This window comes from Pseudomonas fluorescens HK44, assembly GCF_000217955.3.
GTDB lineage: Bacteria > Pseudomonadota > Gammaproteobacteria > Pseudomonadales > Pseudomonadaceae > Aquipseudomonas > Aquipseudomonas fluorescens_AQ.
Genome location: NZ_AFOY02000002.1, coordinates 34,429 through 49,160 on the forward strand (window position 1 = coordinate 34,429; position 14,732 = coordinate 49,160).

14 protein-coding genes are annotated in these 14,732 nt (G+C 59.0%); 8 read left to right on the top strand and 6 right to left on the bottom strand.

The features are described from left to right. Positions 1-14: 14 nt before the first annotated feature. Together HK44_RS00390 and HK44_RS00395 are read left to right on the top strand one after the other, a co-directional pair. Complete coding sequence (locus tag HK44_RS00390) at positions 15-1,628, top strand: sensor domain-containing diguanylate cyclase (protein WP_024264648.1); 1,614 nt, start codon at positions 15-17, stop codon at positions 1,626-1,628. A 147-nt stretch (positions 1,629-1,775) separates the two neighbouring features. After that, positions 1,776-2,156 (top strand): RidA family protein, encoded by a 381-nt coding sequence (locus HK44_RS00395; RefSeq protein ID WP_019689654.1) that lies wholly within the window; start codon positions 1,776-1,778, stop codon positions 2,154-2,156. A gap of 9 nt (positions 2,157-2,165) precedes the next feature. On the opposite strand, the gene HK44_RS00400 is transcribed toward HK44_RS00395, so the two are convergent. Then, entirely contained in the window at positions 2,166-2,879 is a 714-nt protein-coding gene (locus tag HK44_RS00400) for a murein L,D-transpeptidase catalytic domain family protein (RefSeq protein WP_019689655.1), read from the bottom strand. Positions 2,880-3,023: 144 nt separating this feature from the next. On the opposite strand from HK44_RS00400, the gene HK44_RS00405 reads away from it, so the two are divergent. Continuing rightward, positions 3,024-4,595, top strand: a complete 1,572-nt coding sequence (locus HK44_RS00405) for a L,D-transpeptidase family protein (protein WP_024264649.1) — start codon at positions 3,024-3,026, stop codon at positions 4,593-4,595. A gap of 34 nt (positions 4,596-4,629) precedes the next feature. Next, positions 4,630-5,175, top strand: coding sequence for an RNA 2',3'-cyclic phosphodiesterase (gene thpR, locus HK44_RS00410; RefSeq protein ID WP_019689657.1), 546 nt, complete (start codon positions 4,630-4,632; stop codon positions 5,173-5,175). Between the two features lie 467 nt (positions 5,176-5,642). On the opposite strand, the gene HK44_RS00415 is transcribed toward thpR, so the two are convergent. From HK44_RS00415 to HK44_RS00425, 3 genes are all read right to left on the bottom strand, one after another. Continuing rightward, positions 5,643-6,497 carry a glycosyl transferase gene (locus HK44_RS00415; RefSeq protein ID WP_019689658.1) on the bottom strand — a complete coding sequence of 285 codons (855 nt, stop codon included), beginning with the start codon at positions 6,495-6,497 and terminating at the stop codon, positions 5,643-5,645. Between the two features lie 233 nt (positions 6,498-6,730). Next, entirely contained in the window at positions 6,731-8,080 is a 1,350-nt protein-coding gene (gene gudD, locus HK44_RS00420) for a glucarate dehydratase (RefSeq protein WP_019689659.1), read from the bottom strand. Positions 8,081-8,118: 38 nt separating this feature from the next. After that, positions 8,119-9,477 (bottom strand): MFS transporter, encoded by a 1,359-nt coding sequence (locus HK44_RS00425; RefSeq protein ID WP_019689660.1) that lies wholly within the window; start codon positions 9,475-9,477, stop codon positions 8,119-8,121. A gap of 367 nt (positions 9,478-9,844) precedes the next feature. Between HK44_RS00425 and HK44_RS00430 the strand changes: the two genes are divergently transcribed. After that, positions 9,845-10,555 carry a FadR/GntR family transcriptional regulator gene (locus tag HK44_RS00430; protein ID WP_019689661.1) on the top strand — a complete coding sequence of 237 codons (711 nt, stop codon included), beginning with the start codon at positions 9,845-9,847 and terminating at the stop codon, positions 10,553-10,555. Between the two features lie 17 nt (positions 10,556-10,572). Here HK44_RS00430 and HK44_RS00435 read toward each other — a convergent pair whose 3' ends face one another. After that, the gene (locus HK44_RS00435) at positions 10,573-11,562 is read right to left on the bottom strand and encodes a LysR family transcriptional regulator (protein WP_024264650.1); all 990 of its coding nucleotides are present in this window, start codon (positions 11,560-11,562) and stop codon (positions 10,573-10,575) included. Positions 11,563-11,667: 105 nt separating this feature from the next. On the opposite strand from HK44_RS00435, the gene HK44_RS00440 reads away from it, so the two are divergent. Continuing rightward, a complete protein-coding gene (locus tag HK44_RS00440) occupies positions 11,668-12,837 on the top strand; it encodes a M20 aminoacylase family protein (protein WP_019689663.1) in 1,170 nt (389 codons plus the stop codon). A gap of 96 nt (positions 12,838-12,933) precedes the next feature. Beyond that, positions 12,934-13,722 carry an ABC transporter substrate-binding protein gene (locus tag HK44_RS00445; RefSeq protein ID WP_019689664.1) on the top strand — a complete coding sequence of 263 codons (789 nt, stop codon included), beginning with the start codon at positions 12,934-12,936 and terminating at the stop codon, positions 13,720-13,722. A 110-nt stretch (positions 13,723-13,832) separates the two neighbouring features. Here HK44_RS00445 and HK44_RS00450 read toward each other — a convergent pair whose 3' ends face one another. Beyond that, positions 13,833-14,111, bottom strand: coding sequence for a DUF3303 domain-containing protein (locus tag HK44_RS00450; RefSeq protein WP_019689665.1), 279 nt, complete (start codon positions 14,109-14,111; stop codon positions 13,833-13,835). 261 nt (positions 14,112-14,372) lie between these two features. Here HK44_RS00450 and HK44_RS00455 point away from each other — a divergent pair, with 261 nt between their 5' ends. Next, complete coding sequence (locus HK44_RS00455; RefSeq protein WP_019689666.1) at positions 14,373-14,714, top strand: DUF190 domain-containing protein; 342 nt, start codon at positions 14,373-14,375, stop codon at positions 14,712-14,714. Positions 14,715-14,732 lie beyond the last annotated feature (18 nt).

The window sequence follows — 14,732 nt, forward strand, 5'->3', positions numbered from 1 at the left end:
CAAATAACTATCATATGCCCTTGAATTTCACCCGAATCTTCAACAGCGTTGTCACCCGGCTGTTGGTATTGGCGCTGTGCATTGTCGTGTTTGGGGCGGTCGTGCGCTATTACGTGCTAACCAACTTTCTGCGTGAGGATTTGAGCGCGGTCGTGGAAGGCCAGCAATTAGCGTTGGCGACTTATGTCGCTCACGATGTCGACGACAAAATCATTCAACGCCAGCGTTTGCTTGAGTTCCTTGCCGCCTCCGTTCCTGTTGATTTCCTCAAGCAACCCGAGCGGCTGCGTGCCTGGCTGAAAGAACATTACGCCTACCAGACGTTGTTCTCGACAGACGTGTTCATTGTGAATGCCAATGGGGATTTACTCGCGAACTATCCCGACCTGACGCCGCCGCCCAATACCCGTTACGCGGAGCGTGATGACATTCAAGCCGGATGGGCAGGACATTCATTTGTCGGGCGCCCTGCGGTGGATCAAGCAACCCAAAAACCGCTGCTGCCGATGTCCGTGCCCATCAGGGATGAACACGGCAGGGTGCAAGCCGTTCTTGTGGGCGTCACGGCACTCGCAGCGCCAGGATTTCTGGATTCCTTGCTCCAGAGCCGCATGGGGGAGACAGCGGGTGGATTCCAGCTGGTTTTTCCGGAAAGTCGATTGTTTGTCGAATCCTCGACGCTTGATATGACGCTCAAGCCAACGCCGCCTCCCGGCGCCAATGCGCTTCATGATCGGGCCATGGCCGGATTTCGCGGTGCGGGGGTCGCGCTCAACGCCGATGGGGTTGAGGAAGTCTCTGCAATGGTGTCGGTTCCAAGTACTGGCTGGTTCGTCGTTGCCCGTTTGCCGAGCAGAGAGGCTTTTGCAACCGTAGATCGAACACAGCATTTTTTGATCAGGGGGGCGTTTATATCCATTTTGATTTTCGCCGTGTTCTCGTCCGTTGGCCTGTACTTTGTCTTTCGTCATCTGTTTCATGCCGCCGCGCAGGCTGACCGCATGACGCGCGATGAGCGGCCACTGGCTCCCTTGCCAGTCACTCGCAATGATGAAGTCGGTCACTTGATCTCGGCCTTCAATCGTTTGTTGATCAAGCTGGATGAAAAACAGGCCCAGCTTAAAAAAATTGCTCATCACGATATGTTGACGGGTTTACCCAATAGACATTATCTCTCTGGCCAGCTTCGCCACGTGTTGGCACTGGCACAACGCAAAGAGACGAGTGTGGGCTTGTTGTTCATGGACCTCGACGGCTTCAAGCATATCAATGACACCCTTGGCCACGAGGCGGGTGACGAGGTGTTGCGGCAGGTGGCGAGGCGCTTTCGCCGGGTTGTCCGGGAGACCGATACCCTGGCGCGCATCGGTGGTGATGAGTTTGTCGTTCTGCTGAGTGATCTTGGGGACGATGCCGAAGAGATCGTGAGCACCGTCGCGACTAAATGTATTGATGCACTGGGAGCGCCGTTCTTTATTTCCGGTACGGTCTGCATCGTGGGAGTTTCGATTGGTATTGCACTGGGAAATGGGGAAAGCTCTGCGGATATGCTCCTGCTGGCCGCCGATCGCGTCATGTATCAAGCCAAGAAAACCGGGCGCGGCCGGTATGTGACCTACAAGCTGTAGGCAGCAGTGCCCGATAGCCCACCTGGCCGTCGAAGCCGTCGCCGAGAAGCCAGGGGGGCGTCCATTGATTGCTCCCGGACGATGGGGCTGTAAACTGGCCGCGGCTTACACGATTACCCCTTTATCACCTCAAGCAAGAGATCCCCCATGGCAAACCACGACCTGACCTTTATCCCCGACCCGGACCCGGAATCCATCTCCTCCGACGTCGCCGGTTTTGGCGGCCTGCTGGTCTCGACTCAGATCCCCACTCGCGCTGACGGCAGCCTGGAGTTGGGGGGCATCACCGAGCAGAGCGAATGCACGCTGCAGGCGCTCAAGGTAGCCCTGGAACGGGCCGGCAGCTCCATGGACCGGGTCATGCACCTGACCATCTACCTCACCGACATGGCCGACCGCGCCGCCTTCAACGAGGTATATCAGCGCTTTTTCGCCAAGCCCTGGCCGGTGCGCGCCGCCGTTGGCGTAGCTGCCCTGGCGGTCGAAGGCATGCGCGTGGAAGTCACCGCGATGGCGGCCAAGGGCTGAGTCCGCGAGTCAGTCATTGTGCGCAGTGAGGATGTCGGTCCCCTGGTGTGGCCGACAGTTAAGGTAGGCCGAGGCTTTCAGCCAATGCTGGTCGGGATACCAGGAAAACATGAACTGGCCGTCCTTGAGTTTATCGATCACCTGGCGCGCCACTTGCGGACGGACTGCCGGGCAACCCTGGCTGCGGCCGATGCGGCCCTGGCGCTCGCTCCATAAGGGATTCACGTAGTCGGCCGCGTGAATCACGATGTCGCGATCACGTGCGCGGTCATTGAAGCCCGGTTCCAGGCCGTCCATGCGCAGCGAGTAGCCGTGGCTGCCCTGATAGCTTTCCTGGGTGCGAAACAGCCCCAGGCTGGACTGATAGCTGCCGACGCGATTGGAGAACTGCGTGGCGAAATTTTCTCCGGACTGTTGCCCATGGGCGACCAGATCGCGTAGCACCAGGGACTTTTTGCGCAGATCGAAGATCCAAAGACGACGAGCCGTGGACGGTTGCGAATAGTCGATCACGGCCAGCCGCTCGGCCTGCTTCGCGCCATTGTTGACGGCGCATTGAATGGCGTTCAGGGCACTGTGCAGTGCTTGGGGATTGAGTTCCGGAGCGGCGTGCGCGAGGCTGTTATATAACGTTTGATTGTGGGTGTCGGCGGCGTAGGCCGGACTGCACATCGCGCCCAGCGTCATAGCTGCCAGACAGAGTCGGTGCACAAAGGTCAGCATGCGTAGAGAGTCCTGTTGTTATTGTTGGCTCCCGACGTCCTGTCGTTCCCTCGGCAGACCTGTTCACACGCTGGCCTTGGTGCTTGTCGCACCTGCAGCAGAGGTTGACCGTCTATCTGACGGCCATGGAGTGGAGTGAAGCAGTTGATCAAAAAGTACGCATGTTACTTGAGCCTTTTCCTGCTCGCTGCGCCATTGGTCGCGACTGCCCAGAACGAACTGGCTGATCACGACAGCCCATTGAAACTGGCGCTCACTCAATTGCCGGTCGATTGTCCGCGTCTGGCCGCGCACCTGAGTGCGCCAGCGCAAACGCTGTTGCAGGCTTTTTATCAGCAACAGAACTACGTCCTGATCTGGACGGCCAACGGACGCTTGTCGGCCTTGCAGGCACAGTTGCAGCAGTTGGCCGATGACGGCCTGGACCCCAACCGTTACCGCCTGCCCACGGGCGGGACTGAGGGGGATGCGTTGTGTGCCGACATCGGCATCAGTCAGCGTTACCTGCAAGCCTTGCAGGACCTGCGTTACGGCCGTTTGCTGCAATCTCGTTTCGAACCGTTGTGGCATGCGCAGGCGTTGCCGCACGATCGACCCGCCGAGGTCCTGGCCATTGCCGGGCCGGGTCTGCAAGACATGGCAACGGCTTTTCAGCTGGCCCGTCCAAGCCTTGAGCAATACCAGAGCTTGCGCCGTGTCTATGCCCGGCAGCGTCGGCAGCCGTTGCCCCATTGGCAGACGCTCGCCAGTGGGCCTTTGTTACAACCCGGCGCACAGGATGCGCGAGTTCCCGAGCTTGCGAAGCGACTGTTCAGCGAGGGTTATCTGGCCAGCGTTTCCGCGGGTGTCGGCACGGTCTACAACAAGGAGCTGGTGAGCGCGCTGAAAAACTTCCAGCTGAGCCATTCGCTGCAAGCGGATGGCGTGCTGGGGGAGGGCACCTTGACCGAGTTGAACGTCAGCCCGGCAGTGCGGCGCGAGCAGTTGCGGATCAACCTCGAACGTTTTCGCTGGCTGGCGCAGGATCTGGAACCCAATGGTCTGCTGGTCAATGTGGCTGCAGCAACGTTGACCGTCTATCAGGACGGTAGGCCGGTCTGGCAGACGCGCACTCAGGTAGGGCGTGCCGAGCGGCCAACTCCGCTGCTGAAGTCGTCGGTCACGCGCCTGACCCTGAACCCGACCTGGACAGTGCCACCGACCATCATGCGTGAAGACAAGTTGCCGGAAATTCGCCGGGATCAGGCGTTCCTCGGTAAACAAAACCTGCAGGTGCTGGACAGCGACGGCCATCCGTTGGCGGTGGACGAGATCGACTGGGATAACCCCGGCAACATCCTCCTGCGCCAGGACGCGGGACCGAAAAATCCGCTGGGACAAATGGCGATCCGCTTCCCCAACCCGTTCGCCGTGTACCTGCACGACACTCCCAGCCAGGCGCTTTTCCAAAAGGCACCGCGGGCGTTCAGTTCAGGCTGTGTGCGGGTCGAGCAAGCGATGCAGTTGCGCGATTTGTTGTTGAGTCCGGCTGAGCGTCTGCGGACCAATGAGTTGCTGGCGACAGGCCTGACCCACGAATTCAGGCTCGCTACGCCGGTGCCGATCCTGCTCAGTTACTGGACCGTACAAGCCGACAGGCAAGGCCAGTTGCTGTATGCCCCGGATATTTATGGGCGTGATGCCGCATTGTCGGCCGCGCTGGGCGGCAAGTCCTGAGCGTTACTCGCACTCCACTTCGGAGGTACAAGGCATGAACACTGGACCGCGTGAGCAGGGCGAGCCGTTCAAGCGGTTGTTTTTCGCGCTGCCCTGCGCCACCGCACAACGCCGAGCGATCGCCCAATGGCGGAACGCTTTGCGGCTTACTAGCGGACGCCCGGTGCCAGCGGAAAACTTTCATCTGACGCTGATGTTTCTGGGGGCTGTGGCCGTGACGCAGATTCCGGATATCTGCGCGGCTGCCGCGCACGTCCGAACGCCAGGCGAGCGCTTGACGGTCGCTCTCGACCACCTGGATGCATGGCGCCGCGCCGGTGTTTTGTTACTCACGCCAACGCAGACATCGCTGCCGTTGCGTCAGTTGGTGTATGCCTTGCAACAGGCGATGCTGGGGCTTGGGTTTGCCGACGCGCCTCGGGAATATCGTCCTCATTTGACCTTGATGCGCGACTTTCGAGAGCCTGTCCCGGAATCTGATACGCCCCCCGATTTTCATCTGAGTGCCGGGCATTTTGCGCTGTTCGAATCGCATAAAGGCCGCTATCGGGCGCTGGCCGAATGGCCTTTGGTCCCGTAGGTGCAGGATCTTTTGACCTTGGCGGCCTGATAGCCGACCCATCTCTTGCAGGTGTACAGATCCATTCCTGCGGTAACGGCCGCTTAGGGTTTCGCCCTGACGGCGAGTCCCTTTTCAAACGCCAAAAAGGAACCAAAAGGCTTCGCCCCAAGCGTACGGCACCTCGCTTAGGCTCGGCGTACCCTCGCTCCGGTGTCCATCAGGGGGCATCGCCTACGGTCTGCTTCGCGACGACCTCCTCTCGATGTGTCCGGCTGCGCCGTACGGCGCTGCGCGCCCACCCCCTGATGAACACCTCCACTCGGCCTCCCGATAGGGGCGGGTGGATCAAGATCAAGGGCGGCAGGCGAGCTAACGCTCGGCCTATTGAGTGGTGGGGCGGGCGTATCACTTCGTTGTGGTGGGTGATATCCGTAGGAGCTGCCGAAGGCTCGGGTCGCGTTCGGACGATCTTTTGGAAGCAGGCATCAAACAACAGCGGGAGACCGCGCTTGCTTAAACGATCCCACGTAGCCATTTGTCTGCAATGCATCAGCCTTGAATGCTCGCTGTCCGGTCAATTGGTTGTACACCTTGACCCTGCGGTGGCTATTCGCATAACCGCCCATCGCTGACACCGTCCCGCTTTGAATATGGTCCAGGTAGCGGAATATCGTGCGTGGCGAAATGAAGCCGATCTTGTAGTTCAGCGCAGCCATTCGATCTTGCAGTTCGTAACCGGGATTGCGCCCATCCATTTGAAAGCGCAGGCCGTGTTGTTTAACCAGGCGCACGTTCCACAGGGTGCAGAAGCTTTTCAAGTGAACTTCCCTGAACGGTTTCGGTGCCTTGGCATTCAATCCCAGGGCCAGCAAGCTGCGCCGGGTGTAGTGCTTGAAAAACCGTGATGTCAGGCGCCAGGCCGTTCGGGCCACACCTCGGTTCAGCTGTTCCAGGCAGCCGACCGCCGCCACTTCCTGCGGGCCAGCGCACTGGCTGAGCATCAGGCTGAACACGGCCGGGTCGTAAATGAACGTGTCGGTGTGCAACAAGAACAGGTACTCGGTTTCAACCTGCTCCAGGGCAACATCCAGGGCCCGGCCGTGAGCCATATTCCCGGCTTCAGGGCCGTTGCTTTTACGCTCGATCAGGTTGATCCAGTCCAGCGTGCGCAGGTATTCGCTGCTCGCATCGTTCGAATAGTTGTCCACCACAAACACCGGCACGCCCGCCTGCTGCACATGCTCGCGCAGCAGTTCCAGGCAGGTTCTGGTCAGTTCAAGCGATTTGTAGTTGACCAACACAATGCTGTAGTTGGCCTTGGTCGAATGTGGGCGTGTCATAGGTTATTCAGCCTCGAATGCTGCCTGAACTTCAGGCGTGCGCTCATCCTAGAGAGGTCAATCTTTCGGCCTGTTCTCGGCTGGATAAATTTTTTGACAGGGTTGTTTCTGATCCCGATGAGCGGGGGAGCGAGGGGATAGATCTATTGGAGAGAGGACGAGGACAGGTGCTGACAGGGTAATGAACCTGTCCTCGTTTGCTTCAAGGCATCACGTTGCGTAGCCGCCGAAACTCAGCGCACCAGGCAGGGCTTTTTGTTATCGAACATCCAGCCGGGAATCATAAACTGCATCGCCACGCTGTCGTCGCGCGCACCGAGGCCCATACCTTTGTAGAGTTCGTGGGCCTTGGCGACCGCGTCCATATCGACGTCGACGCCCAGGCCGGGCCTGGCTGGAACCTTGATGTGACCGTCGACGATTTGCAGCGGTTCCTTGGTCAGGCGTTGCCCGTCCTGCCAGATCCAGTGGGTGTCGATTGCAGTGATATCGCCGGGTGCAGCCGCCGCGACCTGGGTGAACATCGCCAGTGAAATGTCGAAGTGGTTGTTGGAATGAGAACCCCAGGTCAGCCCCCACTCATGGCACATTTGCGCCACGCGTACCGAGCCTTGCATGGTCCAGAAGTGCGGATCGGCCAGTGGGATGTCCACCGATTGCAGCTGGATGGCGTGGCCCAGTTCGCGCCAGTCGGTGGCGATCATGTTGGTCGCCGTCGGCAGGCCGGTGGCTCGACGAAATTCGGCCATCACCTCGCGGCCGGAATAACCGTTTTCAGCGCCACACGGATCTTCGGCATAGGCCAGCACATGATGCTGGTCGCGGCACAGTGCAATGGCTTCCTTCAACGACCAGGCGCCGTTCGGGTCTAGGGTGATGCGCGCATCCGGGAAGCGCTCGGCCAAAGCAGTAACGGCTTCAATTTCTTCCTCGCCGCGCAGCACGCCGCCTTTGAGCTTGAAGTCGTTGAAACCGTATTTGGCCTTGGCGGCCTCGGCCAGGCGCACGATGGCTTCAGGCGTCATCGCCTGTTCGTGACGCAAGCGGAACCAGTCATCCGCGTCGGGTTCGCTGCGGTACGCCAGATCGGTCTGGTGACGGTCGCCAATGTAGAACAGATAGCCGAGCATCTTCACCGCATCGCGTTGCTGGCCTTCACCGAGCAAGGCCGCTACCGGGACTTCGAGGAACTGACCGAGCAAATCCAGCAGGGCCGCCTCCATGGCGGTCACGGCATGAATGGTGATGCGCAAGTCAAAGGTTTGCAGGCCACGGCCGGCAGCATCGCGGGCCGCGAAAGCGCTGCGCATGGCGTTGAGGATGCTTTGGTAGTTGCCGATCGGTTGCCCGACCACCAGGCTGCGGGCGTCTTCCAGCGTTTCACGAATGCGCTCGCCGCCAGGGACTTCGCCGACGCCGACGTTGCCGGCGCTGTCCTTGAGAATGACGATATTGCGGGTGAAAAACGGGCCGTGGGCGCCGCTGAGGTTCATCAGCATGCTGTCATGGCCGGCAACCGGGATGACCTGAAGGCTGGTGATCAGCGGGGCTTTGCCGGTGTGGTGCTGGTGTTCAGTGTTCATGTTCAGTTCCTGTCTTGTCAGTTCGAGCCAATCGCCGGTCAGAGCGATTTACCGAGCACGGGTTGGTGAATGTCCGTGTTGGCGGTGTCCGTTACCGTGGGTTTGGTCTTGGCGAAAAACACCAGCAGCGCGGCAATGATCGAGGTGCCCGCCAGGCCATACAGCCCGCCCTGAATGGAGCCGGTGGTTTGTTCCAGAAAGCCGAAGGTGGTGGGGGCGACGAACCCGCCGAGATTGCCGATGGAGTTGATCAGGGCGATAACCGCAGCAGCGATTCGGGCATCGAGGTAGCCCTGGGGAATCGGCCAGAACAGCGAAGAGGCTGACTTGAAGCCGATTGCCGCAAAGCAGATGGCGATAAATGCGAAGATCGGTCCGCCCGTGGTGGACAGGAACATGCCCGTGGCAGCGATCAATAGCGCAGCAGCAACCCAGGCCTGCTGGAACTTGAACTTGCCCGACAGTGCGGCGAAGGCATACATGGCGACAATCGAAATCAGCCAGGGAATCGAGTTGTAGAAACCCACCTGAATGTCGCTCAGGTCGCCCATCTTTTTGATGATGCTGGGCAGCCAGAAAGTGGCGGCGTAGATCGTCAGCTGAATGCAGAAGTACAGGGCGCAGAACAGCATGATCTGACGGTCCTTGAGCAACTTGCCCAAGGTCGGCTTGATCGTGTGGGCGGCGTCGCGCTCACGTTGTTCGCGATCGATTTCGCCCACCAGAGCATCCTGCTCTTCACGGCTCAGCCACTTGGCGTCATGCGGTTTGGAGTCCAGCCAGAACCAGACAAAGAAGCACAGGAACACCGACGCCATACCTTCGATGATGTACATCCACTGCCAGCCATGCATGCCCCAACCGTTGATTTGCAGCAGCATGCCGGACAGCGGGCCCGAGAGCAGCGAGGCGAATGCCGAGCCGCTGAGGAAGATCGCGATGGCTTTACCGCGCTCGACGCCGGGCAACCAGCGAGTGAAGTAGTAGATGACGCCGGGGAAGAAACCGGCTTCAGCCACGCCCAGCAGAAATCGCAAAATGTAGAAGTGGGTTTCGTTCTGGATGAAGGCCATCAGCGTGGCGGTAATGCCCCAGGTGAACATGATCCGGGTCAGCCAGAAACGCGCGCCGACTTTTTGCAGCAGTATGTTGGAGGGCACTTCGAACAGCGCATAACCAATGAAGAACAAACCTGCCCCGAACCCGTACGCGGCAGCGCCGATGCCCAGATCGTGTTCCATGTGAGTGCGGACGAAACCGATGTTGACGCGGTCGATGTAATTGACGATGAACATGATGACGAAGAGCGGGAGCACATGGCTCTTCACTTTCGAAATGGCGCGCGCCAGGACAGGATTGTCCGGCGAGACGGCAGGTGCGGTGCTTGAGTTGCTCACGGTTCATGACTCCCACTGATTATTGTTATGCGGGTGTGGTGTTGCAGTGTTGTTTTGCGACTTAAGTTGCCAGTCATCATACAAGTGAGATTTTTGAGTCGCAATACGAGCTTTGCAACCAAATGGCTATAAGAAACGGTTATTTAAGATTTAAATGTGCATTTTTGATGCGCTTTCAGCGGTTTTAGCTCGATTTTGACTCGAGGTTTCAGTTTTTAAGGTGAGTACTTCGGTCGTCATACAGATGGGGTAGTCGAATAAAACTGCTGAAGCAGCTATGTTGTCTGACGTGTTGGGGCGCTAAATCAGCACAATGGTTAACGCCGGTAGTAGTATTCTGGAGCCTCATTTGAACGGGTCGGACCACATGCAAAACGAATCCAGCGGTTCAGGCCGCAAGCGTACGCCTGGCCTGGCGCACGATATTGTTGCCGAGCTGACTCAACGCATTCTGCTTGGACAGATCGCGCCCGGTGAAAAACTGCCCTCCGAATCCACGATTGTTCGCGAGCACGGCGTCAGTCGTACGGTGGTTCGCGAGGCCATCTCCAAGTTGCAGGCGTCCGGTCTGGTTGAAACCCGGCATGGCGTGGGAACGTTCGCCCTGGAGCGTGACTCGCATCAGGGTTTTCGCCTGAGCAGCGACACCGCCATCAGCGTACGGGGGATTCTTGAACTTCGCATGGGGCTGGAGACGCAAGCCGCGGCCCTGGCGGCGAAGCGTCGAACGCAAGAGCAGCTTGCCCGGATGCGCCAGGCGCTGGACGACTATCAGAATTCACTGGCCAATAACGACAGCAGCGTTGAGCCCGACATGCGTTTTCATCGGCTGATTGCCGAAGCCACCGGGAATACGTACTTCACTGACATCATCTATCACCTCGGTAACTCGGTCATACCGCGCACCCGGATCAACGCGCAGGAGCGTGGCGCCACCGATTTGATGAAGCTGGGCCAACAGGCCAGTCTGGAGCACGAAGCAATCTTCAATGCGATTCGCCGGCAGGACCCCGACGCGGCCAGAGCGGCCATGCTGCTGCATTTGAGCAACAGCCTGGAGCGTATGGCGGTTGAGTGACGCGGCGCTGCGTCACCTCACACTAACAACCGCAGCGTATCAAACAGCTGCCGGTCTTCCTTCTTCGCCGAACGCGCATGGCGCCGAATCACCTGTAGCAGGCAATCGGTAAAACACAGCGCCGGATTGCTCAGCGAGCCGTTGCGGCGGGTGACGATGCTCAGCTGTCTCGGTTCGAACTGCTCGATCAGGTTCACGGACACCAATCGGCCGAGGAAGGGCGATGCGGTGCTGAGGATGGTCGGACCCCAGGTACACATGTCGGCCCGTTCCAGCATCATTTGCAGAATCGCCAGTGAATGGGCGCGCACGATGCGTTGTTCATCGATCTGTGCGTTGTGCCTCCAGAACAGCTCCTGCATCAGCGCATCATGGCCATCTGGCGCGTAGTTCAGGGTCCAGTCCTGATCCAGCAGTTCGTGAATCGACCGTGCATTCTGTCGCGGATGACCTTGGCGAACCAGCACCGACGTCTGGTATTCGAGCAGGGTTTCACAGGCAAATTCCGCAGTCGCTTGTGCCGGGTGAAGCTGACCGATGGCGAAATCCATGCTGCCGTCGCGCAGCAGTGGTTGGGCAACTGCCATCAGGCTTTCGAACAGCTCCAGATGAATGTCCGGCATGCGTGCCCGAAAAGCCAAGACCACTTCGGGCAGGAAGGTTAACGCGACCCAGGGCGTGACCCCGACGCAGAGCCGCCCTTGGGCCTTGCCGCGCAGGTGATCGAGTTCGGTCTGCGCATGTTCCAGTTGCTTGAGCACCAGCCGGGCGTGCGTCAGCAGCACCTTGCCGAATTCAGTAAAGTTCAGGCCGCTGGGGGTTCTGACGAACAGCGGTAACCGTTGTTCGGTTTCCAGCTCGCGCAGGGCTTTGGTCACCGCGGCCTGGGAGATGTCCAGCGAGCGCGCGGCGGCGCGGATGCTGCCGGTCTCGGCGCTGGCAATCAGGGCTTGTAATTGATGCAGTTTCATCTGCTCACCTGGGCGACAACTAATGGTTGTCATCATAACCAAACTGAGCCTCCCCAGCCTACGGCCCATTCCCTAAGATCGACCCAACAGCGCCTGGGTTGAATCGCGGGTAGCTGAATATTCTTATCGAGGAGCACACCCATGAATGCTGACCACGTCCTGCCGGGAATCGCGGCGCTGCAGGATGAAATGATCGCCCTGCGTCAGCGTATTCACGCCCACCCCGAGCTTGGGTTTGAAGAGTTCACCACCAGCGAACTGGTGGCTGAATGTTTGACGCAGTGGGGGTATGAGGTCAGCACCGGCGTGGGCAAGACCGGCGTGGTCGGGACCCTGAAAAATGGCGAGGGCCGCTCCCTCGGGCTGCGCGCAGACATGGATGCGCTGCCGATTCAGGAAGCCACCGGGTTGTCTTATGCCAGCCGGATCGACGGCGTGATGCATGCCTGCGGCCACGACGGTCATACGGCAACCTTGCTGGCGGCGGCCAAATACCTGGCGCAAACGCGGGATTTCAACGGCACGCTGAACCTGGTGTTCCAGCCGGCCGAAGAAGGGCTGGGCGGTGCGAAGAAGATGCTTGAGGACGGGCTGTTCGAACGTTTCCCGTGTGATGCGATTTTTGCCATGCACAACATCCCGGGCTATCCCACCGGGCAGTTGGGGTTTTACAGCGGGCCGTTCATGGCCTCTGCCGATACCGTCACAATCAAAATCATCGGCACCGGTGGCCATGGTGCGGTGCCGCACAAGGCGGTCGACCCGGTGGTGGTCTGCGCATCGATCGTGATCGCCCTGCAAAGCATTGTCTCGCGTAACGTCAATCCGCAGGAAACGGCGATCATCACGGTCGGTTCGATTCATGCCGGGAACGTTTCGAATGTGATTCCCGCGTCCGCCGAAATGATCCTGAGCGTGCGAGCGTTGACGCCTGAGGTCCGCCAATTGCTCGAACGCAGAATTACCGATCTGGTCAACGGCCAGGCGGCGAGTTTCGGCGCGCAGGCCGAGATCGATTATTACCGCTGCCATCCGGTGCTGATCAACGATCCGGAGCAAACCGCGTTCGCCCGTCAGGTCGCACGGGAATGGTTGGGAGAAGGGCAACTGATCGAAGACCTGCGGCCTTTCACCGCCAGCGAGGATTTCGCGTTCATCCTGGAACAATGCCCCGGCAGCTACCTGGTGATCGGCAATGGCCAGGGCGATGGCAGCTGTTTGCTGCACAATCCCGGTTACGACTTCAATGATGCCTGCCTGCCAATCGGCGCGAGCTATTGGGTGAAGTTGGCCGAGGGTTTTCTGCGTTGAGGCGCACGGTTTTTGAACATCAATGTTTTTGAGCATCACGGTTATACAAAAAACGGTCGGTAACCCGACTCGGCGAACCCCTGGAGGACAATAACAATGAATAAGATGATCGCGGCGGTTTCACTGGTTTTCATGACGGCATCCGGCCTGGCCGGCGCGGCCGACTGGTCCGGCAAAGTGTTGAGGCTGGGGATTGACCCGACGTACCCACCGCTGGAATACAAAAACCAGGATGGCACGCTGACCGGTTTTGGCGTCGACATCGCCGACGCGCTGTGTGCAGAGTTGCACGCTAAATGCGTCTGGGTTGAAAGCAGCTGGGACGGGATGATTCCAGGGCTGCTGGCGCGCAAGTTCGACGCTATCGCGTCGTCGATGACCGTCACCCCCAAGCGTCAGGAGCAGATTGCGTTTAGCGACAAGGTATCGAACGCGCCGGCACGCTTGGTGATCAAGCGCGGATCGGACCTGCAGCCGACCGTCGAGTCGCTCAAAGGCAAACGCATCGGTGTGGAGCAGGGCTCGACCCAGGAGGCTTTTGCAAAAGCGGTCTGGGGCAAGCAGGGGGTAGAGATTCTTTCCTATCAGAATCAGGACCAGGTCTACGCCGACCTTGTGGTCGGGCGCCTCGATGCATCGTTGCAGGGCTCGATTCAGGCCAGCTACGGGTTTCTGAATAAACCGGTGGGCAAGGACTACGAGTTTGCCGGCGGCACCCTGGACAACCCGGAATTCTTCGGCGTCGGTGACGGTATTGGTGTGCGCAAGAGTGATGTTGAACTGCGCGAAGATTTGAACAAGGCCCTGGCGACGATTCTTGCTAATGGCACGTACGCGAAGATCAACAAAAAGTACTTCGACTTCGATATCTACGGCGCGAAGTAACCCCCCCTCGCCACAAGTTGTCAGTTTGTTCGGGGGCAGACCAACAGCTTATTGATCGTTCCCATGCGTGGGAACGATCAATGGATCTGCGTCTTTGCAGGCGCCGGTTGTTACTTGCCAAGCGCCGCCGCCAGCAACGGCGCGGCCTGTTCATCCGTCAATGCAGGGTGAATCTCCATGGCCAGCAGGTCGCTCCATTCGAGCACCCATTTCTGTATCAGTGTGACATCACTGGCCTCTGCAACACCAAAACCGGTCATGCGTCCTACGGCATGCCAGCGTCCCAGCATGGTGACGCCTGCGGGTGGGGCTCCGCCTGTTTTGAGAAAACGTTCGATCGCGCTATTACGGCGTTCCGGAGTGATTGACCAACTGACGATGTAGAGCATCTGCCACCTCCTGTCAGGGGCTGGCACCGGTTTTTCTTTGCGCGCACAAGGTAGGTGCCGCGACCCTGGCCACGCATCTGTTTTCAGCGCCTCCCTCGGCTGACTTGATCGACAGCTCCCATGAGAAGGCATAGCAGCCTGCTGAATGAGGCGTATGACCGCTGATCTTCTTTACCGCCTCTGCAACACATCCCGGGCACTTCAATATTCGGCAAGGCAGGTTTATGTTGAGTCATTGAGGTCATTGAAGAGGAGATCGTCATGCAAGGTTTTCTGGTGATTTTCTTTACTCAGCAAAACCGGCGTCATCACGGAAAAATGCTCGGTGACTGGCTTATTGATCTGGCGAAAGAAATGGGCCTGCACGGGGCCACTCTGGCAACCGGTATCGAAGGCTTCGGGCATTCCGGGAAACTGCATTCCGCGCACTTTTTCGAGATGGCCGATCAGCCGGCCGAGATCCGTCTGGCGATTACCGAAGAAGAGTGCACTCGGCTGTTTGCGCGACTCGAGGCCGAAGACATCGCCTTGTTTTACATCAAGGCGCCGGTCGAATTCGGCACCGTGGGTAAAAGGGCCGAGCCGTTCGGTCACCAGGTGTGACAGTGCTGGCCGAGCCAG

What these genes read in the sequence shown, in the direction of transcription:
- HK44_RS00390 (WP_024264648.1), top strand. Translation starts at nt 15, where the DNA reads ATGCCCTTGAATTTCACCCGAATCTTCAACAGCGTTGTCACCCGGCTG.
- HK44_RS00455 (WP_019689666.1), top strand. Translation starts at nt 14,373, where the DNA reads ATGCAAGGTTTTCTGGTGATTTTCTTTACTCAGCAAAACCGGCGTCAT.
- gudD (WP_019689659.1), bottom strand. Translation starts at nt 8,080, where the DNA reads ATGAACACTGAACACCAGCACCACACCGGCAAAGCCCCGCTGATCACC.
- HK44_RS00395 (WP_019689654.1), top strand. Translation starts at nt 1,776, where the DNA reads ATGGCAAACCACGACCTGACCTTTATCCCCGACCCGGACCCGGAATCC.
- HK44_RS00450 (WP_019689665.1), bottom strand. Translation starts at nt 14,111, where the DNA reads ATGCTCTACATCGTCAGTTGGTCAATCACTCCGGAACGCCGTAATAGC.
- HK44_RS00445 (WP_019689664.1), top strand. Translation starts at nt 12,934, where the DNA reads ATGAATAAGATGATCGCGGCGGTTTCACTGGTTTTCATGACGGCATCC.
- HK44_RS00400 (WP_019689655.1), bottom strand. Translation starts at nt 2,879, where the DNA reads ATGCTGACCTTTGTGCACCGACTCTGTCTGGCAGCTATGACGCTGGGC.
- HK44_RS00415 (WP_019689658.1), bottom strand. Translation starts at nt 6,497, where the DNA reads ATGACACGCCCACATTCGACCAAGGCCAACTACAGCATTGTGTTGGTC.
- thpR (WP_019689657.1), top strand. Translation starts at nt 4,630, where the DNA reads ATGAACACTGGACCGCGTGAGCAGGGCGAGCCGTTCAAGCGGTTGTTT.
- HK44_RS00440 (WP_019689663.1), top strand. Translation starts at nt 11,668, where the DNA reads ATGAATGCTGACCACGTCCTGCCGGGAATCGCGGCGCTGCAGGATGAA.
- HK44_RS00430 (WP_019689661.1), top strand. Translation starts at nt 9,845, where the DNA reads ATGCAAAACGAATCCAGCGGTTCAGGCCGCAAGCGTACGCCTGGCCTG.
- HK44_RS00435 (WP_024264650.1), bottom strand. Translation starts at nt 11,562, where the DNA reads ATGATGACAACCATTAGTTGTCGCCCAGGTGAGCAGATGAAACTGCAT.